The following is a 21,358-nucleotide window of genomic DNA, read 5'->3' as shown; positions in this document are numbered from 1 at the left end:
ATGAGCAATGAACAGGTTCTGACCAATGCCCGGATCGTTCTTGAAGACCGCATCGTCGACGGTTCGGTGCTGATCCGCGACGGCAGGATTGCCGATGTTTCGGAAGGGGTGAGCCGCACCGGCGAGGACTTCGAAGGCGATTATCTCCTGCCGGGGCTGATCGAGCTCCACACCGACCATCTGGAATCCCACTATTCGCCGCGCCCGGGCGTTCGCTGGCTGAAGATCGCCGCCATCCAGGCGCACGACGCGCAGGTCGTCACCTCCGGTATCACCACCGTGTTCGATTGCCTGCGCCTGGGCACCGACGAGGACAACGGCTTTCCGAAGGGCGAGATGCGCAGCATGGCCGATGCCTTGATGCAGGCCAAGGAGGAGGGCCGACTGCGCGCCGACCACCTGATCCACCTGCGTTGCGAGGTCTCGACCGCCGACGTGCTCGATCAATACGAGGATTTCCACAATGATGCGCAGGTTCGGCTTGTCTCGCTGATGGATCACGCGCCCGGGCAGCGCCAGTTCCAGACGATGGAGCAATACACCCTCTACTACAAGACCAAGCGCGGCCTGTCGGACGAAGCCTTCGCCGCCTTCGTCGAGCGCCAGCAGGCGCTCTCCGCCCGTTATGCGGCGCCGCATCGCACGGCACTCGCCAAGGCCTGCGCCGAGCGTGGCATCACCGTTGCAAGCCACGACGACGCGACGATCGACCATGTGGAGGAATCGATCGGCTACGGCGTCCGCCTGGCGGAGTTCCCGACGAGCTTCGAGGCGGCGGAAGCGTCCCACCGCGCCGGCTTAAGCGTCCTGATGGGCGCTCCGAACATCGTGCGTGGCAAGTCGCATTCCGGCAACATCGCCGCTCGCGACCTCGCCGAGCGCGGCGTGCTCGACGTCCTGTCATCGGATTACGTTCCGTTCAGCCTGATCCATGCGCCGTTCGTGCTCGCCGACGAAGTCGAGCCGATCGACCTGCCGATGGCAATCGCAATGGTGACGGCAACGCCGGCGCGCACCGTCGGCCTTGATGACCGCGGCCGGATCGCCGTTGGACTGCGCGCCGACATCGCGCGGGTGCATCGACGGGAAGGCATACCGGTCGTACGCTCGGTCTGGCGCGAAGGGAGACGTGTCGCATGATGGCAGCGAAAGGATCAGGCGGAGCTCTTATCGTCGTCGTCGGCCCGAGCGGGGCCGGCAAGGATAGCGTCATGGGCTTTGCCGCCCGGCATTTCGCGCATCGGCCCGACATCCTCTTCGTCCGCCGGGTGATCACGCGTCCGTCGGATGCCGGCGGCGAGGTGCACGAAAGCGTGTCGGCAGCAGAATTCGAAGCCATGCGCCAAGAAGGGGCGTTTGCCGTTTCATGGCAAGCGCATGGGCTGAGCTATGGCGTTCCTCGTGAAATCGCCGCCAAGGTCGAAAGCGGCATGACGGCAATCGTCAACGGCAGCCGCACGGCCCTGCCGGCTTTTCGCGCCGCATTCGGCGCAATTACCGTGGCGCTCATCACTGCCGAGCCCGCCGTTCTCGCCAGGCGTCTGGCCGAGCGCGGGCGTGAAAGCGAGGAGGATGTGCTGCGCCGCCTGACGCGCCAAACGCCGGAGATCATCACCGAGGCGGATGTAACGGCGATCGACAATAGCGGTCGGCTCGATATTGCCGGGAACCGGTTCATCGCGCTTGTGGAGCGCTGCTGCGAGAAGTCCCACCACGCCGCGTGATCCTTTCGCCCGGGACCGTCGCGTCCGGCCAGCGGCGGGCACTCGAATCGGCGCCCCGTCAGACTTTGCTTCGTGGCCCTGGCCCATTGGCCGGGGCTTTTTTCATTCCTGTCTTTCTGGCTCGGAGCCCGCGCCGCGTTACCTCTCTGGTAAAGTCCTGCCATTTTCCCTTGCCATTGGCTCTATTATGTATATACATATGTTAGCAGGGAGCGCAACGGATGAGCAAAACCGAAATCGCCAGCGCGAAAGGAACCAGCCTCTGGCGCAATGTGCGGATTGCCTCGCTTCGCGAGGAGCTGGGTCCGCTCGGCATCATCGAAAACGGGGCCGTCGCGGTACGCGAAGGCCGGATCGTTTATGCCGGCGTTGAGAACGAATTGCCGTCGGAAATTTCCAAGGCTGATGAAGTGATCGACTGCGAGGGCCGCTGGATGACGCCCGCGCTGATCGACTGCCACACGCATATCGTCCACGGTGGCAACCGCGCGCGGGAGTTCCAACTGCGCCTCGAAGGGGCGTCCTACGAGGAGATCGCCCGCGCAGGCGGCGGTATCGCCTCGACCGTCAAGGTCACCAACGCCCTCTCCGTCGATGAGCTGGTCGATTCGGCACTCCCGAGGCTCGACGCGCTCCTATACGAAGGCGCCTCCACCATCGAGGTGAAATCTGGCTACGGCCTCAATATCGATGCGGAGCTGAAAATGCTGCGGGCGGCGCGGCAGTTGGAGCAACGCCGCCCGGTACGTATCATCACCAGTTACCTCGCGGCCCATGCCACGCCACCGGCTTATAAGGGGCGGAATGTCGATTACATCGAGGAGGTCGTCCTGCCCGGTCTCGCGGAGGCGCATTCCGAAGGCTTGATCGATGCGGTTGACGGCTTTTGCGAGGGCATCGCCTTCTCGCCGGCCGAAATTGCGCGTGTTTTCGATGAGGCGAAGGCGCTCGGGCTGCCGGTCAAGCTCCATGCCGAACAGCTTTCCGATCTCGGCGGCGCCAGACTCGCGGCGTCCTATAATGCGCTCTCGGCGGATCATCTCGAATATCTCGATGCCGAAGGCGCTGACGCCATGGCAAAGGCCGGTACGGTCGCCGTCCTCCTTCCCGGAGCCTTTTACACCCTGCGCGAGACGCAATTGCCGCCCGTCGAAGCGCTGCGGGCCGCCGGCACACGCATCGCCATCGCCACGGACTGCAATCCGGGTACGTCACCGCTGACCTCGCTGCTCTTGACGATGAACATGGCGGCGACCCTCTTCCGGCTGACGGTGGAGGAATGCCTCGCAGGCGTCACGCGGGAGGCGGCGCGCGCGCTCGGCATCCTTGGCGAGACTGGCACGATCGAAGCGGGCAAATCGGCGGACCTCGCGATCTGGAACATCGATGAACCGGCGGAATTGATCTACCGCATCGGCTTCAACCCCCTCCATGAGCGGATTTTCAAGGGCGAAAGGATTTCGCGATGACCATTGTTCTGACACCCGGTTCGGTACCGCTCAAGGACCTGGAGACGATCTATTGGACCGGCGAGCCAGCCCGCCTCGACCCCGCCTTCGATGCCGGCATCAGCAAGGCGGCGGAGCGGATCGCCGAGATCGTTGCGGGCGATGCGCCCGTCTACGGCATCAATACCGGCTTCGGCAAACTCGCCTCGATCAAGATCGACAGCGCCGATGTCTCGACCTTGCAACGCAACCTGATCCTTTCGCATTGCTGCGGCGTCGGCCAGCCGCTCTCGGAAGACATCGTGCGGCTGATCATGGCTTTAAAGCTGATCTCGCTCGGCCGCGGCGCCTCCGGCGTACGTCTCGAGGTCATCCGGCTGATCGAGGCGATGCTGGAAAAAGGTGTCATTCCGTTGATCCCCGAAAAGGGCTCGGTCGGCGCCTCGGGAGATCTCGCGCCGCTCGCCCACATGGCAGCCGTGATGATGGGGCATGGCGAAGCCTTCTTCGGCGGCGAGCGCATGACGGCGACGGCAGCGCTGAGCGCAGCCGGGCTCTCGCCGGTGATTTTCGCCGCCAAGGAAGGCCTGGCGTTGATCAACGGCACCCAGGTTTCGACCGCTCTGGCGCTCGCCGGTCTCTTCCGCGCCCATCGCGCGGCGCAAGCCACCCTGATCACCGGCGCGCTTTCGACCGATGCGGCCATGGGGTCGTCGGCTCCCTTCCATCCCGATATCCACACGCTGCGGGGGCATCGCGGCCAGATCGACACGGCCGCTGCCCTTCGCCGGCTGCTCGAAGGATCCGCGATCCGACAGAGTCACATCGAAGGCGACGAGCGGGTGCAGGACCCCTATTGCATTCGCTGCCAGCCGCAGGTCGACGGCGCCTGCCTCGATCTCCTGCGCTCGGTCGCCGCCACGCTGACTGTCGAGGCCAATGCGGTCACCGACAATCCGCTTGTGCTTTCCGACAATTCCGTCGTCTCCGGCGGCAATTTCCACGCCGAACCGGTCGCTTTCGCCGCCGACCAGATCGCGCTTGCGGTCTGCGAGATCGGCGCGATCTCACAGCGCCGCATCGCCCTTCTCGTCGACCCGGCGCTGAGCTACGGCTTGCCGGCTTTCCTGGCGAAAAAACCCGGGCTCAATTCAGGGCTGATGATCGCCGAAGTCACCTCCGCCGCGCTGATGTCGGAGAACAAGCAGCTCTCGCATCCGGCCTCGGTCGATTCGACGCCGACCTCCGCCAACCAGGAAGACCACGTATCGATGGCCTGCCATGGCGCCCGCCGTCTCCTGCAGATGACCGACAATCTCTTCTCGATCATCGGCATCGAGGCACTGGCCGCGGTCCAGGGCATCGAGTTCCGCGCACCGCTGACAACCAGCCCGGAACTGCAGAAGGCCGCAGCAATAGTGCGCGCCGTGGCACCGACGATCGAGGAGGATCGCTACATGGCCGACGACCTCAAGGCCGCAGGCGTACTCATCGCCTCCGGGCGGCTTGCTGCCGCCGTCTCCGACGGCATCCTGCCGAAGCTGGAGAACTGACATGGCCGTTTTCGAAGTCCGGCGAGGCACCTCGCCGGTCATCCTCGCCTTTCCGCACACGGGGACGGACGTGCCGCCCCCGATCTGGCTGCGGCTGAACGGCAACGGCCGGCTGCTTGCCGACACCGATTGGCACATCCACGAACTCTATGAAGGCCTGCTGCCGCATGCGACGACCGTCCGCGCGACCTTCCATCGCTATGTGATCGACGCCAACCGCGATCCGGAAGGCGTCAGCCTGTATCCTGGTCAGAACACGACCGGCCTCATACCGCAGACCGATTTCGACGGCGCGCCGATCTGGAACGAGGACGAAGGGCCGACCGAAGCCGATATCGCCGCCAGGCTTCGCGACTTCCACGCGCCTTATCATGCGGCGCTTTCCGCCGAGATCGTGCGCGTCAAGGCGATCCATGGCGTCGCCGTCCTCTATGACTGCCATTCGATCCGCTCGCATATTCCTTTCCTCTTCGACGGCAAACTGCCGGACTTCAACATCGGCACGGATATGGGCAGGACCTGCTCCCAGTCCATTGAGCAGTCGACCTTGGAAATTGCGGCAAAAGCAGAAGGTTACAGCCATGTCCTGAATGGGCGCTTCAAAGGGGGCTGGACCACCCGCCACTATGGCCGACCGGAAAGCGGCGTGCACGCGATCCAGATGGAGCTTGCGCAGTCCACCTATCTCGCGTCGGAAGCGCCGCCCTTCGCCTTGGACGCCGCAAAGGCCGAAAGGCTTCGCAGCCATCTGAGCAACATCCTGCAAGCCATTGAAACAAAAGCATTCGACCTCAAACTGACAGGGAGTGAGGCATGAACATGAACAATCCGCGCCACAATATCCGCGAAGTGCGCAGCCCGCGCGGAACCGAGCTCAACGCAAAGAGCTGGCTGACGGAGGCGCCGCTGCGCATGCTGATGAACAATCTCGACCCGGAGGTCGCCGAGAATCCGCACGAACTCGTCGTTTACGGCGGCATCGGCCGTGCCGCCCGCACCTGGGCGGATTTCGACCGGATCGTCGCCACGCTCACGGACTTGAACGACGACGAGACCCTGCTCGTCCAGTCCGGCAAGCCGGTCGGCGTCTTCCGCACCCACAAGGACGCTCCGCGCGTCTTGATCGCCAATTCCAACCTCGTGCCGCATTGGGCAAACTGGGATCATTTCAACGAACTGGACAAGCGGGGCCTCGCCATGTACGGCCAGATGACGGCCGGCTCCTGGATCTATATCGGCACGCAGGGCATCGTGCAGGGCACCTACGAGACCTTCGCCGAGGCCGGTCGCCAGCACTATGGCGGCAATCTCAAAGGCAAGTGGATTCTGACCGGCGGTCTCGGCGGCATGGGCGGCGCCCAGCCGCTCGCGGCCGTGATGGCGGGCGCCTGCTGCCTTGCAGTCGAATGCAATCCGGACTCGATCGATTTCCGCCTGCGTACCCGCTATCTCGACGAGAAGGCGGAGACGCTCGAAGAGGCGATGGCGATGATCGAGCGCTGGACCGAGACCGGCGAAGCCAAGTCGGTTGGACTGCTCGGCAACGCCTCGGAAGTCCTGCCCGAGATGGTCCGGCGCGGCATCCGCCCCGATATCGTCACCGATCAGACCTCGGCGCACGATCCGATCAACGGTTATCTGCCGAAAGGCTGGACGATCGCCGAATGGAAGGCCAGGCGCGAGAGCGACCCGAAGGCAGTCGAAAAGGCTGCGCGCGCCTCGATGCGCGATCATGTCGAAGCCATGCTCGCCTTCTGGGATGCAGGCATTCCGACGCTCGACTATGGCAACAACATCCGCCAGGTGGCAAAGGACGAAGGGCTCGAACGCGCCTTCGACTTTCCCGGCTTCGTGCCCGCCTATATTCGCCCGCTCTTCTGCAAGGGCATCGGCCCCTTCCGCTGGGCAGCCCTTTCCGGCGACCCGGAGGATATCTTCAAGACGGACCAGAAGGTCAAGGAGCTCTTGCCGGACAACGAGCACCTGCACAACTGGCTGGACATGGCGCGGGAGCGCATCGCCTTCCAGGGACTGCCGGCACGCATCTGCTGGGTCGGGCTCGGCGACCGCCATCGCCTCGGCCTCGCCTTCAACGAGATGGTCAGGAGCGGCGAACTGAAGGCGCCTGTCGTCATCGGCCGCGACCATCTCGATTCGGGCTCCGTCGCCTCGCCGAACCGCGAGACGGAAGCGATGAAGGACGGCTCGGATGCGGTCTCCGATTGGCCGCTCCTGAACGCGCTGCTCAACACCGCCTCGGGCGCCACCTGGGTCTCGCTGCACCATGGCGGCGGCGTCGGCATGGGCTTTTCCCAGCACTCCGGCATGGTGATCTGCTGCGACGGCACCGATGACGCCGCCCGGCGCATCGAGCGGGTACTATGGAACGATCCCGCCACCGGCGTCATGCGCCACGCCGATGCGGGCTATGACATCGCTCTCGATTGCGCCAGGGAACAGCGTCTGCGCCTGCCGGGCATCCTCGGGAATTGATCGGCCGGAAGTTGGGATCGGAAGTGGCCGCATCACCCCTTCTGGCCTGCCCGTCCTCCGCAGCAGCTGCTGAGGGTGGACCGGCCAGAGGGGGAGCGTCGGTCACCGGGCGCCGTATTTACCACTGCCTCTGGTTTCTGATTCCACTAGTTCCACCGCGCCGAGACCCGAGCCTCCGGCACGAAGTCGAACTCGCGGTCGAAGGGGAAGATCGGGCGTCGCCGACGCTCGCTCGAAAGGTTCTCGATGTCCTGGTTGACGGCGCCGTCGGTCAGCGCCATCAGGTTCGGATTGGCGATCGGGGCCAGTTCCGGAGAAAGATAGCCGGACTTGACGACGAGTAGCCGTACCGCCGTCGGATCGAGTCCGAGACGACTGAAATCCTTCAGACAGTGATAGGGGCGGCGCCGCGCCGAAAGCACGATCAACATGTGGTCGACGCGAATGACGGCCTGCCGTTCCAAGGCCGGCCCCGGATCGTCAAGGCGCACGACTTCAGCCGTGACCTCCACCACTTCGCCCGAGGGATCGAGGCTACCGCCGATCCGCAGAGGGAGCCTCGCGCCCTCACCGGCCGCGAAACAGGCTTCGGTGGCTGGGCGATCGGCAATGCCTGCGACGAGCGCATCACGCCAGCCGCGGGCAAGAAGCGCCTTCAAGACGTCGGCCCTGTCGCCGACACCGCCGCCGGTCGGGTTGTCTCCGGAATCGGCGAGGATGACGGGCCGGCTCGCTGCCCGTTCGGCGATGTCGAGCATCGCGTCCAGCGCGCCGGTCACCGGTCCAAAGCGAAAGTTTTCCCGCGCATCCCAATAGCTTGAGGCGATTTCTTCGGCCGCTTTCGAGGCTGCGGCCTTGTCCGAGCCGGTCACCACGGCGCAGGCGGTCACCCGCGGTTCGTCCGCCCAGACATAGCCGACCATCAGGTTGGCATCGAGAATTCCGGGGCGCCGATCGACTTCCGGCAGTGAGCGATAAAGTCCTGCCGCCGGCTCATCCTCCGTCGAAGTGCGCTCGCCGGGCAGGAGCACCGGCACGGGCGCCCAGGCGACGCCGAGACGCCTTCCGGTTTGTAACGCCTCGACGAGCATGGACCAGGCACGCACCATTGTCTCGCGGGTGTCGATATGCGGCGCCGTGCGATAGGCGGCGAAGATATCGATGTTATCGATGACCCGCTGGCTCACATTTCCGTGCAGGTCGTAGCTGATGGCAATCGGGCAATCCGGCCCGATGATGGCGCGAGCGGCGGAAATCCAGTCCCCTTCCGTATCGTCCATGCCATCCACCTTGATGGCACCGTGCATGGCCAGATAAAGGCCGTCGATGGGCAGGGCGGCCTCAAGTCTTTCCAGAAACTCCGCCTTGAAGACGTCATAGGTCGGCCGCGATACCGGCCCGCCCGGGACCGCCCGAGCGTGGAGCAGCGGTAGATGCACGACGCCATCGGCAGAGAGAAAGCTGAAATAGTCAGACCGTAGCAGTTCATCTCCCCTCAGCACGCGAAAATCCTCGGCCGTCATGAGGACCCGCGAATAGGTACTGCATTCGGTATGGATTCCACCGACGGCGATCCGCATGGGGTCACCTCAGAGCATCGGGCTCAAGGGCGCGATTGCCGCGAAACGCAACCAGTCCTTCTTCTCCGCGGGTGTCCAGGCCGCCTCGGCGATGGCGGGCAGACGCGGGAAGACGAGGTGGTTGAAGTAGTCACGCGACAGGAAATGCTCGGACCAGATACAGGCCTGAACGCCCTTCAGGCGGCTCTTCAGCTCTTCCGGAAACTCGCCCTCCGCCTCATAGGCATAGGTGTGGGCCGGGGTCGCCGTTCCGGCCCAGCTCGCGCCTGGCTCCTGCCAGGCGTCCGCCTGCGCCATGTCGAGATAATAGGCCTGGCCCGGCGTCATCACGACGTCGTAGCCCTCGCGCGCCAGTTCGATCCCGACCTTAGGATTTTCCCAAGCCATCAGGAGCGTGCCCTCCGCACCGACGCCGCCGCCATGGGCGACCTCGTTCCAGCCGACGAGCATGCGGCCGCGCGCCGTCAGCATCTGCTTCACCTTATTCAGCAGATAGGATTGCAGCGCGAAGGTGCCGGAAAGGCCCTCCTCTTCCATCAGTCTGCGTGCCAATGGGGAGGCGAGCCACGATCCGTCGGCCACTTCGTCGCCGCCGATATGAACATATCGGCTCGGAAACAGCTCGACCAGCTCGTCGAAGACCTTTTCCAGGAACTCATAGGTCAGCGGGACCGCGGGGTTGAGCGCATTGTTGGGGTAACCCTGCACCGAATGATAGCTTTCCGGCGCTTCCTGCCCGTCCGCAAGTTGCGGGAGGGCGACGAGTGCCGCAGTGCTGTGACCCGGGATATCGATCTCGGGAACCACCTCGACATGGAGCCCCGCCGCATGGGCGACGATCGCCTTGACCTCATCCTGGCTGTAGAAGCCACCGACCGGTTCGGCGCCATTGCCGAGCTGCGGTAAAAGCGGCTCGTCTGGACCGCGCAACACGCCAAGCGTCGTCAGCGTCGGATAGGCCTTGATTTCCAGCCGCCAGGCTTCGTCGTCCGTCAGGTGCCAATGGAAAATGTTGAGCTTGAACCAGGCAAGTACGTCGATCAGACGCATGACGTCGGCAGTCGGATAGAACTGCCGCGACACGTCGAGATGGCAGCCGCGCCAGCCATAGCGGGGCCGATCGGAAATGCTCCCTGAGGCGAGAAAGCGGAATTTCGAGGAATCGGTTCGGGCGCCGTGGAGAAGCTGCGCCAGCGTTGTAAGCCCATATTGCCGGCCGGCCGAGGACGCGTAATCGAGCCGGATCTCCCCGCTGGAGAAATGAAGCTCGTAACCCTCCGGCTCGAGGTCGCCGTTTTTGGCGAAGACGATCGGCCGTCCCTGCCCTGACGGCATGAGACTGAAAGGTGCATGCGACCCGGGAAAAAGCCGATGAAACAGCGCAAGCACTTCGGAAGCCGCCCGCACATCCTCCGGGCGACTACGTTCCGCCGGATAGAGCACGACCGGCAGGCCCTCGCCCGGCAGGGCGTCGATCATTGCCGGCCAGGGCTGCAGGGCGAAGGGAAGATTGAGCCTGCCCGCCAGCAAGCGCACGGCTGGCGGTTCACTGGTCTCTCCTTCGAGGAGAAGATCGGATATCGCCACCGGTAGGTGGCGGCCGTCCGAGAGCGTGATGTAGGCCGATTTTGCGCCGTCGGTGCAATGTCTCGCCTGGCGATGCAGTCCGCCGACTGTGAAACTCCATCCTTCGCCGGGCTGAAGCGTCAGGCCCTCGGGCGGAGCGAATTCATGGAAATTGGCGTTGCGGCGCAGGAACGTCGCGTTCTTGCAGGCATCCGCATCGATGACGCGGGTGAGCGAGGTGTAGACGAGGCGAAACTCTCTGAGCGGTGCCTCAGACAGATTGAAAAGCGTGAAGGTGAAGCATCCGTTCGGGCCGCCATCCGGCTGCCAGGCAGATTCCAGGCGATAGGCAACAGGCTGCATCGGCATTCTCCAAAAGGATCGGTCAATAATGGCCGGATTGCGAAAAGGTGCGGGCGAGTTCGGACTGGCCTGCGGTTAGCCCGCAGTCGACCGGCAGGCAAACGCCGGTAATGGCGCTCGCTTTGGGACTTGCCAGGAAATGAACGGCATTGGCGACGTCTTCCGCGTCGACGATGCGCTTGAGCGGATACCAGCGCTTTGCTTCCTCGAAGACCTGCGGGTTGGCTGCAGCGCGCGCTTCCCAGGCCTGCGTGCGGACGGTGCCGGGCGCCACCGCATTGGCGCGGATGCCGAACTTGCCGTATTCGACGGCAATGAGGCGTGTGAGGTGCAGGAGCCCGGCCTTGGCGGCGCTATAGGCCGGATGGCCGAAGACACCGATGCCGTTGACCGAGGCGATGTTGATAACAGCCCCACGGCTTTCCTTCAGCGCCGCCTCGACCGCCCGGAAGCAGAGGAAAGCGGCTTCGAGGTTGAGGGCGCTATCGAGGCGCCAGGTCTCCGGCGTCGCCTCGTGAAGGCTGGCGGCACACGCACCGCCCGCATTGTTGACGAGCGTGCGCACCACGCCAAGCTGGGCAGCCGTCGCCGCCATCGCCTCCACGCTCGCGGCATCGGTCACGTCGCAGGCAACCCCGGTGAAACGATCCTCTCCGCCGAGATCCTGCGCGACCCTGGCGGCGGCGTCGCCGTCGATGTCGACGAGCAGGACCACCTCGTGGTCCTCGCCCAACCGCCTCGCTATGGCGCCGCCGATATCGCCGGCGGCTCCGGTGATGATTGCGACAGAGTTTCGTGACGAGATTTCCTGTGCCACGTCAGTCCCCAAGTAGCTGGCGATCGTCGCCGTCCCTGTGCACCACCAGCTGCTGCTTTATGCGCCGAAGCGTCGCGGTCGCCTGCGGCTGAACCCGGTAAGCGACGAGACTGGCGAGGATGTCGACCAGCGCCAGATAGGCGATGCGCGTGGATGTCGGACGATAGATGTTGTTGCCCTCCGGCAGATCGACGGGAACGGCGATATCGGCTGCCTCAGCCACCGGACTGCCGCTCTGGGTCAGCGCGATCGTCGGCACCTTTGCCTCGCGGGCAAGCGTGAGGGCACGCACGAGCTCCGCATTGCGCCCCGAAAAGGAAGAGCCGATGATGACGTCGTCTTGTTTCGCCGCTGCCGCCAGCATGAGCTGCATGCCGTGGTCTGAACTGGACGTGATACGCAGTCCCAGCCGGAAGAGCCGGTTCTGCAACTCGCCGGCGATCATCGAGGAATTGCCGCCGGAGCCGAAGGCATAAACCATTCCCGCCGCAGCAAGCCTGTCTGCCGCTTGCTCGATCGCGGCGAGGTCGAGCGACCGGTGGAGCAGAAATAGAGCATTCTGCGCCTTGTCGATGATGTCCCGTGCAACGTCGACCGGCTCCTGGCTCTTCGGTTCGGGCTTCAGGTAACGCATGCCGACATAGGCGGTGCGGGCAAGCTGCACCTTGAAATCGGAAAAGCTCTCGCAGCCGAGCCGCCGGCAGAAGCGCGTCACCGTCGGCGGCGAGACATCCGCCTTGCCGGCGAGTTCGATGATCGATGCGTTGACCGCGAATTCAAAATCGTTGAGCAGGATATCGGCGATACGGCTCTCCGACTGGGACAGCCGCTCCTTTTCCTGCAGCAAGGTTGCGAATATGTCCATTTGAACGGCCACTCTCCTCAGAGCATCACGCAACGACGTGCTATCATCCGCAGGCAGGCGCATGGGGCGGATGCGCCTTGCATCAATGCCCCCCCTCCTTCCCCGCGAAGACATTGCGATGCAAATTATTTTCACTTTTCGTTGACAAATCACCACATAAAGCGGAATTTGGCCAGAGAAAAGCGCGTTCCATGAAAAGAATTTCAGAACGGGGGCAAACACGTGCGCGATCCGCTGCAGAATCCATTTCCACCGGGCGACGGCGACCGGCATTCGATCTGGGAGATGTTGGTCAGGCGTGACATCGACGCTTTCCTGGCCGCCGACTGGGCAACCGTTGCAGGGGATTTCATCGAGGAGGGCTTCATCGGCATAGATGGCAGACGTGAGGCAAATCCCGATCAGTGGCGGCTCAGCTTTCCATCGCTTGCCGCCTACCGCGACGAGTGGCTGCGCCAGGCGCGCGACTTCGCGGGCCAATCCTTTGCCGAGGATGCGCGCGCGGCGATCTTTGCCACCACGACGCTGGAGGACGTCGAGATCAACGGTGACCTCGCGCTCGCCCGCAAGAAGTTCGATGGCAGCCTCAGGAAGGCGGACGGCCAGATCGATGTCATGAAGTGGCAGACGGTCTATTATTGCCGGAAGCATGAGGGTCGGTGGAAAATCTGCGGTTTCACCGGCTATCTGCCGAACCCCATGGGAAATTGAGCGCGGGGAAGGCGACGGCATTGCGGATCTTCACGGCAGCCCTGGCGACTGAAACGAATACCTTTTCTCCTATCTGCATCGACAGGCGCGCCTTTGAAGCTTCGCTCTATGCGCCGCCCGGCAAACATCCGAAGACGCCCACGCTCTGTACCGCGCCGATCACCGTGGGGCGGCGCGTCGCGACGGAAAAGGGTTGGCGGTTGATCGAGGGCACGGCCGCCTGGGCGGACCCGGCCGGACTCGTCAACCGCCGGACCTACGAGACACTGCGCGATGAGATCCTCGGGCAATTGCGCGAGGCGATGCCTGTCGATGCCGTCGTCCTCGGACTCCACGGCGCGATGGTGGCGGAGGGCTACGAGGACACCGAAGGCGACCTTCTCGCCCACGTGCGCGATATCGTCGGCCCCGACGTGCTTGTCTGCGCCGAACTCGATCCGCACAGCCACTTGACGGAAAAGCGCGTCGCGGCGGCCGATTTCTTCGTCTTCTTCAAGGAGTTTCCCCATACCGACTTCGTCGACCGGGCCGAGGACCTTTGGCGGATCGCGGTCGACACGCTTGAAGGCCGCGTCCGGCCGGTGATGTCGGTGTTTGACTGCCGTATGATCGATGTCTTCCCGACATCGCGCGAACCGATGCGCAGCTTCGTCGACAAAATCATGCAGATCGAGAGGGACGATCCCGACGTGCTGTCGCTTTCGGTGGTGCACGGCTTCATGGCCGGCGACGTCCCGGAGATGGGTACGAAAATGGTTGCGGTCACCAACGGCCGTCCGGAAAAGGGTGAGGAGCTTGCCAGGGAACTCGGCCTGGAGCTCTTCGCCCGACGCGGCACGTTTCGGATGCCGGAAATCGACGAGCGGCAGGCCGTCGCGGAGGCAATTGCCGCGCCCGCCGGCCCGGTGGTGATCGCGGACATGTGGGACAATCCGGGGGGTGGCACTGCGGGCGATGCTACCGTGGTGCTGCAGCAACTCATCGCCAACAAAGTCACCAATGCCGCAATCGGGACTATCTGGGATCCGATGGCCGTGCAGATCTGCATTGCGGCCGGCGAAGGGGCGGAGATCCCGCTGCGCTTCGGCGCGAAGTCCGCTCCGGGCACAGGCAATCCGATTGACGGGATTATCAAAATCGTGCGGCTCGTTCGCGATGCGCAAATGCGCTTCGGCGAGAGCTTCGCTCCTTTTGGCGACGCAGCTCACATCCGCCATTGCGGCATCGACATCATTCTCAATTCAACGCGCGCCCAGAGCTTTGACCCAAGCCTTTTCACGATCATGGGCATCGACCCGCTGTCGAAGAAGATCCTCGTCATCAAGTCGACGAATCATTTCTACGCCTCATTCTCGAAGATCGCGTCGAAGATCATCTACTGCTCGGCAGGAACCCCTTATCCCAAAGATCCGAAGAAGACACCCTACCGGCGTGCACCCCACAACATCTGGCCGATCGTGAACGATCCGCATGCGCCGGAGCGAGGCGCGGCTTGATTGGCCGCTACTGCATGTCGTCTTGAATCAGGCCGATTGAAGCGACGTGCAGTGGTCGGCGCTTGCAGTCGCCGCCTCCCCCTTCAGCCACGTCGCGAAGGTTTCGGCGGCAGTGCTATGCCGGCCATTTTCCGGCATGACCAGCCAGTAGGCTGTGTTCTCGGGGCGGACGATCTGTGGAAACGGCCGCAGCAGGCGTCCGGCAGCGAGGTGATCGCGAACGAGAAGCATCCGGCCGATCGCCACACCCTGGCCGTTGAGAGCCGCCTGCAGCGCGATGTTGTAATCCGTCAGCTGCAAGAGGCGAGCTTGGCGAAAATCGACTCCGACTTCGCCGAACCAGAGCTCCCAACCCAAGGGGTTCATGGAATCGAACAATGTCTGGGAAAGCAGGTCGGCCGGATCGGCGAAGCGAGCGCCGTCGCCGAAAAGAACCGGGCTGAGCACCGGGCTCAGTTCTTCATCCATCAACCGCTCTGCCCTGACGCCCTCCCAGCGACCGGCGCCGAAGCGGATGGCGAGGTCGACCTCGTCGGCAGCAAAATCGGTGAGGCGCAATGTCGGCTCGAAATCGATCTCGATATCCGGATGCTCCTGCATGAAGCGCGGCAGCCGTGAGACGAGCCAGTTGGCGGCGAATGAGGGCAGGACGCTCACACGCACTTTAACTACCCCCGCCTGCCGACGCATCTCGGTGGTCGCCCTCGCGATGATGCCGAAGGCCTCCTGCGCGCGGGCGAGATAGGCGGTGCCCTCGGGCGTCAGCTCTATGCTCTTGGCGTTGCGGATAAACAGCCGCACGCCGAGCGTTCCCTCGAGCTGCTTGATGTGGTGGCTCACGGCGCTTTGCGTGATGAGCAACTCCTCGCCAGCGCGCCGGAAACTCAACAGTCGGCCCACCGCCTCGAATGCCCGCAGCGCCTGCAGCGGCGGCATGGTCGTCGATGCGCGCATGCGTTCCCTTGAGACATTAGCCAGATCGATCGCACCATAGCGAAGTTTGAATTGGAAGCAATCCGGGCTCCCTTGCATTCTCGCTCCAGTTCCAAGGGAGATCGCCATGTCCGAAACCTTCGCATCCAGACTTGCCATGCTGGGCCATTCTCTACCGGCGCCTTCGGCCCCTGCGGCCAACTACGTCTCCACGATCAGGGCGGGCAACCTGCTGATCGTCTCCGGCCAGATCAGCACCACGAATGGTGACGTGCTGACGGGAACGGTCGGCGCCGGCGTTTCGGCGGAGGAAGGTCGCCTCGCCGCCGAATACGCGGCCGTCGGCGTCCTCGCGCAGATCGCTGCCGCAACCGACGGGTCGCTCGCCAGCATCCGGCGGGTCGCTCGCCTCGGTGTCTTCATTGCGTCGGCACCGGACTTCACGGATCATTCGCAAGTCGCCAACGGCGCCTCGGACCTTTTCGTCCATGTCCTCGGAGAAGCGGGGCGACACGCGCGCGCCTCAGTCGGCGTTGCCTCATTGCCGGGCGGCGCCACAGTGGAGGTGGAAGCGCTTGTGGAACTGGAGCCCGCGGCATGAATACGTTCGACGTGGAAGAGTTCCGCTCCGAAACGCCTGGCTGCGAATCCGGCGTGCATTTCAATCACTCCGGCGCCTCGCTGCCTTCCCGATCGACCCTCGAGACGATCTGGGATTACCTGCGCAGGGAGGCCGCAGACGGCCCGATGGAAGCTGCGAATGGGGCGAGCATGCTATTGGAGGATGTCCGAGCGGGTGCAGCTTCGCTGATCGGCGCCGCGCCCGACGAGATAGCTTTCATGGGCAGTGGCAGTGCCGCCTGGGGCGCTGCATTCGCGGCGCTGCCGCCGCTCGCCGCCGGCGACCGGATCCTGGTCGGTCGCCAGGAATGGGGTGACAATCTTGCAACGATGCAGGCAGCCGCCGCACGCGCCGGGGCGCGCATAGAGACCATTCCGGTTAGCGAGGACGGCAGCGTCGACACCTCGGCGCTCGCAAGCATGATCGACGATCGCGTGCGTCTCGTCTCGCTGACATGGCTCCCGGCGAATGGCGGATTAATCAATGACGCGGCGGCGGTCGGACGCGTCACCAAGGCGGCCGGTATTCCCTACTTCATCGACGCGGCGCAGGCTCTCGGCCACATCCCGATCGATGTCGCCGCGCTCGGCTGCGACGTCTTGAAGGCGGCCGGGCGGAAATTCCTGCGCGGTCCCCGCGGCACGGCGATCCTCTATGTCAGGCGGGAATTCCAGCAGCAATTGGTGCCGCCCTATATGGACGTCGTCTCCGGACCGATCGTCGACGGGGTCGTGACCATTCGCAATGATGCGCGCCGCTTCGAAGCCAGCGAGAATTCGCCAGCCCTGCTTCTCGGTCTCGGCACTGCGATCCGCCAGGCAAGGGTGCTCGGGATCGACGTCGTCCACGAGAGGATCACGGCGCTCTCACGCACGCTGCGGGACAACTTGCGCGGCATTGCGAAAGTGACGGTCCGCGATCTCGGCACCGATCTTTCCGGCATCGTCTCCTTTACTATCGACGGCATGCCGTCGAGCGAAGTCCGTGCAGCGCTTGCTGAGAGGCAGATTGCGATCGGCGCAAATGGCGTCCCCTATACCCCGCTCGACATGACGGCGCGCAGGCTGGACCAGATTGCGCGCGCATCGGTCAGCTACCTCAACACGTCGTCGGAAGTGGCCCTCCTTTCCGAAGCAGTGGCAGAGATTGCTGCAAGAGCATGAGGCCGCCATCTTGATCGGACGGGCTGGCATGGCCAGTCGGCTTGTCCGGACTTAAAGACCGCTGCATGCCTCCTTAAATCGACCTCGATTTATGGAAAAAGACATGCAGAAATTCAAAGTGCTACAGCGACCTTTGCGCCTCTGAGAAGACGCGCGGCGCTGTAGAAGAACCTTAGTGGAGCACGCAATGGATTTGGGTATCAAAGCAAAACGAGCGCTCGTTTGCGCCGGCTCAAAGGGACTGGGCCGGGGTGTGGCGGAAAAGCTCGCCGAGGCGGGCGTGAACTTGACGCTCAATGCCCGCGAGCCGAAGCAGCTTGGTGAAACGGCCCGGGCCATCAGCGAAACCTACGGCGTGCACGTCGGGATCGTCGCCGCCGACGTAACGACAGAGGAAGGCCGGAATGCGCTCCTCAGGGCAGAGCCACAACCGGACATCCTGATCACCAATGCCGGAGGACCGCCGCCCGGCGATTGGTCGACCGTAACCGAGGCCAACTGGCAAGAAGCGATCAGAGCCAACATGCTTGCACCAATCCTGCTCATGAAAGCCGTGCTTCCGGGCATGATCGAGCGGAAATGGGGACGGATCGTCAACATCACGTCGGCCTCCGTCAAGTCCCCGATCCAGGAGCTCTGTCTCTCGAATGGCGCCCGCAGCGGTCTCACGGGTTTCGTCGCCGGGACGGCCCGCCAGGTGGCTCGCCACGGTGTGATCATCAACAACCTGCTGCCGGGCTCTCACGAGACGGAGCGGCTGGAAAAGCTTTTCGAGAAGACAGCCAAGACAAGGGGCATCTCGCTTGAGGAGCTGCGCGCCGAGGAATATGCCCAAAACCCGACGGGCCGGATCGGCACGCCGGAAGAGTTCGGCGCCGCGGCGGCTTTCCTCTGCAGCCAATACGCCGGCTACATCGTCGGCCAGAACCTGCTGATCGACGGGGGCGCTTTCAACTCGACGTTCTGAGATGCGTGCTGCCGCGGGCGTTTAGTCGACGATGCGCCGAACCATGATGAGGTCGTCGACTTCCCGGCCATTGCGAATGCAGCCGCCGGGAATACGGCCGACCTCAACAAAGCCCTCCCGAGTGTAAAAGCTGATTGCTTTCGGGTTTTCAGCGCTCACGGAAAGTTCCAATTGCCGGATGCCTTGGCTCCGCGCATGGTCGACCAGTGTTTGCAGCAGCATCCTTGCAAGACCGCTTCCACGCAGGCTTTCCCGCACGTATACCATGACGACCGTGGCGCGATGTGCCATCTTGCTGGCACGCTCGCGCGACAAGCCCATTATGCCCACGGGGTCGCGGTCGCGAAAAGCGACAAATACGGCGGCGGCGGTGATCCGCTGCCGCCACTCGTCGTCCGACAGCTTCTCCCAATCTTCGGCGCTGCTCGCAAAGGCGTCGGGCTCCGCGCGCAGCGCTTCGAACCGAATGCGCCGAAAAGTCTCGACATCCTCGGGGCCAAGCAGGCGGATCATTGCAGCCATGTTCATGCCGCCGGATCGAAGAGCGCCATGTCAATATCCGTCATATCGACCCGACGTTCGAAGGCCATGCCATTCTGATCGAAGAGGTGGCAGTCCGCCGCGCGGATGCCGGTCTTCACCGGCTCGTCGGTGCGTAGCGCCACTGTGCCCGGGAGCATGGCGCAATAGTTCTCGCTATCTTCCCCAAGCGAAGCGTAGGCGACAGTATTCGCCCCCAGGCGCTCGACGACGGAAGGCGTGATCGTCAGGCTCAGGTCTCCGGAACCGATCGCTATGTGCTCCGGCCGGATGCCCAGTGTCAGTGTCGCGCCGACCATGCCGGCGCGCGGATGAACCGGGATCAGGGCGGTCTGGCCCAGGAAGTCGATCTCGATCCCGGCATCGCTCGCGCCTTTGCAGGTGACCGGCAGGAAATTCATCCTCGGGTGGCCGATGAAGCCGGCAACGAAGACATTGGCCGGTTTGTGATAAAGTTCGAGCGGCGCGCCGGTCTGGGCGATCTCCCCCGCATTCAGCACGACGATCCGGTCCGCCATCGTCATCGCTTCGACCTGGTCGTGCGTGACGTAGATCATCGTCGCCTTCAGCTGCCGGTGAAGTTTTGCCAGCTCGATCCGCATGTCCGCCCGCAATGCGGCGTCGAGATTCGAGAGCGGCTCGTCGAAGAGGAATATCTTCGGCTCGCGCACGATCGCCCGGCCGATCGCGACGCGCTGGCGCTGGCCGCCCGAAAGCATGCCCGGCTTCTGCTGCAGCCGCTCACCAAGATGGAGGATGCGGGCGGCATGCTCCACTTTTGCCTTCAATCTCTCCTCGGGCATCTTCTCGACGCGGAGCGGAAAAGCGATATTCTCGAAGACCGTCATGTGCGGATAGAGCGCGTAGGATTGAAACACCATGGCGATGCCGCGCTTGACCGGCGGCAGATCGTTGACCCGCTTGCCGTCGATGAGGATGTCGCCAGCCGAGGTCTCGTCGAGACCCGCGATCATCCTGAGAAGCGTGGACTTGCCGCAGCCGGACGGGCCGACAAAGACCACGAACTCTCCGTTCTTCACCTCGAGCTCGATCCGTTTCAGCACCTCGTACGTGCCGTAGAATTTCTGAACCTTCTTGAGAGTGAGCTGTCCCAATAATCCCGTCTCCAGCTGCCTTACACCACTGCGCCACCTTGAGGAGGTACAAAGGGCGCTTAAGTCTACTTTCCGAAAGTCGCTTTTTCCGGCGATGCGCTAGCGTGAGGCGGGACCGCGGAAGCCGAAGCCGCCGCGGTCCCAATGAGCCTACTTGTACTGCTCGAGTTCGCCAGCCGCCTTCTTGAGAGCGTCCGTCGGCTCGGCCTTGCCGGTGACGACCGACTGCACCATCTCGATCATCGCGTTTTGGAAGCCTCTGTAGTCCCTGAAGAGCGGCTCCGGGCCACCATAGGCGATCCCGTCGATCAGAGGCTTCCAGGACGGGTCGGCCTTGACGAATTCGTCGACCTTCGGCGAAGGGCGTAGCGGCGTCAGACCCGCGCCGCCTTGCAACTCGTATTCGCCCTGCGGACCGGGAGATGTAATGAACTTGGCGAATTCGATCGCTTTCTCCTCGACGCCGCTATCCTTGAAGATCGCAAGGCTGTCGGTGATCAGCAGCGTGCCTTCACCTTTGGCCGAGGGGCCGAGCGGCAGCGGTGCGATACCCCAGTCGATCTTCGTATCCTTGAGGAGCGCTGCGGCGCCGGAGCCCGACTGGATCATCCCAGCCTTGCCGTCAAGGAAGATGGCACGAATTTCATTCTGCTCGTAGGCCGTCGCCCCTTCGACGGAATATGGCATGATGTCCTTGTACGCCTGTAGGGCGGCCAAGACCTCAGGGCTGTCCATGACGATCTCGTCGCCATCGATCACCTTGCCGTTATTGGTGTAAACCCAATGCATGAACTGGTGCATCGTGTTGTCGAAGGTCTTGGCCGGAAGGCCGTAGCCGGCGATACCGGTCTTTTCCTTGATCTGCTTGGCAAAAGCGATTTCCTCGGCCCAGGTTTTCGGCGGGGTTTCCGGGTCGAGGCCGGCCTGTTTGAAGAGATCCTTGTTCCAATAAAGGGCCTTGGTCGAAAAGGCGATCGGAACACCCCATTGGGTGCCCTCGAATGTCACTGTATCGACGATATTCGGGTAATAGCTCTTCTTCTCTTCCTCGGTCATTGGAACCGGAACGATCAATTCGTTCTCGGCGAATTCCTTGAGCGTTCGCGATCCGACATAGGCCATGGCGACCGGTGTACCGGCGACGGCGAGCGTCGTCGCCTTGTCCTGGCATTGGGCCCAGCCGACGACTTCCGGTAGCACCTTCCAGCCCGGATTCTGGCCTTCCCACTCCTTGATGTATTTCTCATGGATCGGATCGATCTTGTCGCCGCAATAGATCCAGCTGATCTCCTGGTCGGCGGCCTGTGCAGCGACGCTGCCAAGCGCGGTCGATCCGAGCAGGGCAAGCGTAAGAAAAGCGGCCTTGTAAGCGATTGTCACTGTTATGACTCCCCTGTTCTGG

At 63.4% G+C, this 21,358-nt stretch carries 19 protein-coding genes; 11 read left to right on the top strand and 8 right to left on the bottom strand.

Translation table 11 applies throughout. The annotated features are described in order from the left end of the window. The 6 genes from J2Z31_RS05055 to hutU all read left to right on the top strand — a co-directional run bounded on the left by J2Z31_RS05055 (position 1) and on the right by hutU (position 7,218). Entirely contained in the window at positions 1-1,140 is a 1,140-nt protein-coding gene (locus tag J2Z31_RS05055) for an alpha-D-ribose 1-methylphosphonate 5-triphosphate diphosphatase (protein ID WP_209600764.1), read from the top strand. Beyond that, the gene (gene phnN, locus J2Z31_RS05050; RefSeq protein WP_209600763.1) at positions 1,137-1,724 is read left to right on the top strand and encodes a phosphonate metabolism protein/1,5-bisphosphokinase (PRPP-forming) PhnN; all 588 of its coding nucleotides are present in this window, start codon (positions 1,137-1,139) and stop codon (positions 1,722-1,724) included. The genes J2Z31_RS05055 and phnN overlap by 4 nt, the downstream gene beginning before the upstream one ends. 221 nt (positions 1,725-1,945) lie before the next feature. Continuing rightward, entirely contained in the window at positions 1,946-3,193 is a 1,248-nt protein-coding gene (gene hutI, locus J2Z31_RS05045; protein ID WP_209600762.1) for an imidazolonepropionase, read from the top strand. Further along, entirely contained in the window at positions 3,190-4,725 is a 1,536-nt protein-coding gene (gene hutH, locus J2Z31_RS05040; protein ID WP_209600761.1) for a histidine ammonia-lyase, read from the top strand. The genes hutI and hutH overlap by 4 nt, the downstream gene beginning before the upstream one ends. Position 4,726: 1 nt before the next feature. After that, positions 4,727-5,542: an N-formylglutamate deformylase gene (gene hutG / locus J2Z31_RS05035; protein WP_209600760.1), complete on the top strand. Its 816-nt coding sequence runs from the start codon at positions 4,727-4,729 to the stop codon at positions 5,540-5,542. Between the two features lie 2 nt (positions 5,543-5,544). Continuing rightward, entirely contained in the window at positions 5,545-7,218 is a 1,674-nt protein-coding gene (gene hutU, locus J2Z31_RS05030) for a urocanate hydratase (RefSeq protein ID WP_209601073.1), read from the top strand. A gap of 146 nt (positions 7,219-7,364) precedes the next feature. On the opposite strand, the gene J2Z31_RS05025 is transcribed toward hutU, so the two are convergent. From J2Z31_RS05025 to J2Z31_RS05010, 4 genes are read right to left on the bottom strand one after another with little or no spacing between them, the layout of a single operon-like run. Further along, a complete protein-coding gene (locus J2Z31_RS05025; RefSeq protein WP_209600759.1) occupies positions 7,365-8,798 on the bottom strand; it encodes a M81 family metallopeptidase in 1,434 nt (477 codons plus the stop codon). Between the two features lie 9 nt (positions 8,799-8,807). After that, complete coding sequence (locus tag J2Z31_RS05020; RefSeq protein WP_209600758.1) at positions 8,808-10,727, bottom strand: beta-N-acetylhexosaminidase; 1,920 nt, start codon at positions 10,725-10,727, stop codon at positions 8,808-8,810. A gap of 22 nt (positions 10,728-10,749) precedes the next feature. Next, the gene (locus J2Z31_RS05015) at positions 10,750-11,544 is read right to left on the bottom strand and encodes an SDR family oxidoreductase (protein ID WP_328243187.1); all 795 of its coding nucleotides are present in this window, start codon (positions 11,542-11,544) and stop codon (positions 10,750-10,752) included. 1 nt (position 11,545) lies between these two features. Further along, positions 11,546-12,409, bottom strand: coding sequence for a MurR/RpiR family transcriptional regulator (locus J2Z31_RS05010; protein ID WP_209600757.1), 864 nt, complete (start codon positions 12,407-12,409; stop codon positions 11,546-11,548). Positions 12,410-12,631: 222 nt separating this feature from the next. Between J2Z31_RS05010 and J2Z31_RS05005 the strand changes: the two genes are divergently transcribed. Next, positions 12,632-13,120, top strand: coding sequence for a hypothetical protein (locus J2Z31_RS05005; protein WP_209600756.1), 489 nt, complete (start codon positions 12,632-12,634; stop codon positions 13,118-13,120). A 20-nt stretch (positions 13,121-13,140) separates the two neighbouring features. Next, positions 13,141-14,616 (top strand): M81 family metallopeptidase, encoded by a 1,476-nt coding sequence (locus tag J2Z31_RS05000; protein ID WP_209600755.1) that lies wholly within the window; start codon positions 13,141-13,143, stop codon positions 14,614-14,616. Positions 14,617-14,643: 27 nt separating this feature from the next. On the opposite strand, the gene gcvA is transcribed toward J2Z31_RS05000, so the two are convergent. Beyond that, positions 14,644-15,570, bottom strand: a complete 927-nt coding sequence (gcvA, locus tag J2Z31_RS04995) for a transcriptional regulator GcvA (RefSeq protein ID WP_209600754.1) — start codon at positions 15,568-15,570, stop codon at positions 14,644-14,646. A 106-nt stretch (positions 15,571-15,676) separates the two neighbouring features. Here gcvA and J2Z31_RS04990 point away from each other — a divergent pair, with 106 nt between their 5' ends. The 3 genes from J2Z31_RS04990 to J2Z31_RS04980 all read left to right on the top strand — a co-directional run bounded on the left by J2Z31_RS04990 (position 15,677) and on the right by J2Z31_RS04980 (position 18,301). Continuing rightward, positions 15,677-16,150: a RidA family protein gene (locus J2Z31_RS04990; protein ID WP_209600753.1), complete on the top strand. Its 474-nt coding sequence runs from the start codon at positions 15,677-15,679 to the stop codon at positions 16,148-16,150. Beyond that, the gene (locus J2Z31_RS04985; protein ID WP_209600752.1) at positions 16,147-17,334 is read left to right on the top strand and encodes an aminotransferase class V-fold PLP-dependent enzyme; all 1,188 of its coding nucleotides are present in this window, start codon (positions 16,147-16,149) and stop codon (positions 17,332-17,334) included. Before J2Z31_RS04990 ends, J2Z31_RS04985 begins: the two co-directional genes overlap by 4 nt. Positions 17,335-17,521: 187 nt before the next feature. Beyond that, positions 17,522-18,301, top strand: a complete 780-nt coding sequence (locus J2Z31_RS04980) for an SDR family oxidoreductase (RefSeq protein ID WP_209600751.1) — start codon at positions 17,522-17,524, stop codon at positions 18,299-18,301. A 21-nt stretch (positions 18,302-18,322) separates the two neighbouring features. Here the strand turns inward: J2Z31_RS04980 and J2Z31_RS04975 are convergent, their stop codons facing one another. From J2Z31_RS04975 to J2Z31_RS04965, 3 genes are all read right to left on the bottom strand, one after another. Next, on the bottom strand, positions 18,323-18,823 hold the full coding sequence (locus J2Z31_RS04975) for a GNAT family N-acetyltransferase (RefSeq protein ID WP_209600750.1): 501 nt from the start codon (positions 18,821-18,823) through the stop codon (positions 18,323-18,325). Positions 18,824-18,825: 2 nt separating this feature from the next. Beyond that, positions 18,826-19,956, bottom strand: coding sequence for an ABC transporter ATP-binding protein (locus J2Z31_RS04970; RefSeq protein WP_209600749.1), 1,131 nt, complete (start codon positions 19,954-19,956; stop codon positions 18,826-18,828). 150 nt (positions 19,957-20,106) lie between these two features. Continuing rightward, positions 20,107-21,336 (bottom strand): ABC transporter substrate-binding protein, encoded by a 1,230-nt coding sequence (locus J2Z31_RS04965; RefSeq protein ID WP_209600748.1) that lies wholly within the window; start codon positions 21,334-21,336, stop codon positions 20,107-20,109. Between the last annotated feature and the right edge of the window lie 22 nt (positions 21,337-21,358).

The sequence above is a fragment of the Sinorhizobium kostiense genome, from assembly GCF_017874595.1.
Taxonomy (GTDB): Bacteria; Pseudomonadota; Alphaproteobacteria; order Rhizobiales; family Rhizobiaceae; genus Sinorhizobium; species Sinorhizobium kostiense.
The sequence above is the reverse complement of the archived record's forward strand: the minus strand, read 5'-3'. Positions and strand labels throughout refer to the sequence as shown.

Excerpts from the sequence above, each read along its gene's own strand:
- J2Z31_RS05055 (WP_209600764.1), top strand. The coding sequence starts at position 1 with ATGAGCAATGAACAGGTTCTGACCAATGCCCGGATCGTTCTTGAAGAC.
- phnN (WP_209600763.1), top strand. The coding sequence starts at position 1,137 with ATGATGGCAGCGAAAGGATCAGGCGGAGCTCTTATCGTCGTCGTCGGC.
- hutI (WP_209600762.1), top strand. The coding sequence starts at position 1,946 with ATGAGCAAAACCGAAATCGCCAGCGCGAAAGGAACCAGCCTCTGGCGC.
- hutH (WP_209600761.1), top strand. The coding sequence starts at position 3,190 with ATGACCATTGTTCTGACACCCGGTTCGGTACCGCTCAAGGACCTGGAG.
- hutG (WP_209600760.1), top strand. The coding sequence starts at position 4,727 with ATGGCCGTTTTCGAAGTCCGGCGAGGCACCTCGCCGGTCATCCTCGCC.
- hutU (WP_209601073.1), top strand. The coding sequence starts at position 5,545 with ATGAACAATCCGCGCCACAATATCCGCGAAGTGCGCAGCCCGCGCGGA.
- J2Z31_RS05025 (WP_209600759.1), bottom strand. The coding sequence starts at position 8,798 with ATGCGGATCGCCGTCGGTGGAATCCATACCGAATGCAGTACCTATTCG.
- J2Z31_RS05020 (WP_209600758.1), bottom strand. The coding sequence starts at position 10,727 with ATGCAGCCTGTTGCCTATCGCCTGGAATCTGCCTGGCAGCCGGATGGC.
- J2Z31_RS05010 (WP_209600757.1), bottom strand. The coding sequence starts at position 12,409 with ATGGACATATTCGCAACCTTGCTGCAGGAAAAGGAGCGGCTGTCCCAG.
- gcvA (WP_209600754.1), bottom strand. The coding sequence starts at position 15,570 with ATGCGCGCATCGACGACCATGCCGCCGCTGCAGGCGCTGCGGGCATTC.
- J2Z31_RS04990 (WP_209600753.1), top strand. The coding sequence starts at position 15,677 with ATGTCCGAAACCTTCGCATCCAGACTTGCCATGCTGGGCCATTCTCTA.
- J2Z31_RS04985 (WP_209600752.1), top strand. The coding sequence starts at position 16,147 with ATGAATACGTTCGACGTGGAAGAGTTCCGCTCCGAAACGCCTGGCTGC.
- J2Z31_RS04980 (WP_209600751.1), top strand. The coding sequence starts at position 17,522 with ATGGATTTGGGTATCAAAGCAAAACGAGCGCTCGTTTGCGCCGGCTCA.
- J2Z31_RS04975 (WP_209600750.1), bottom strand. The coding sequence starts at position 18,823 with ATGGCTGCAATGATCCGCCTGCTTGGCCCCGAGGATGTCGAGACTTTT.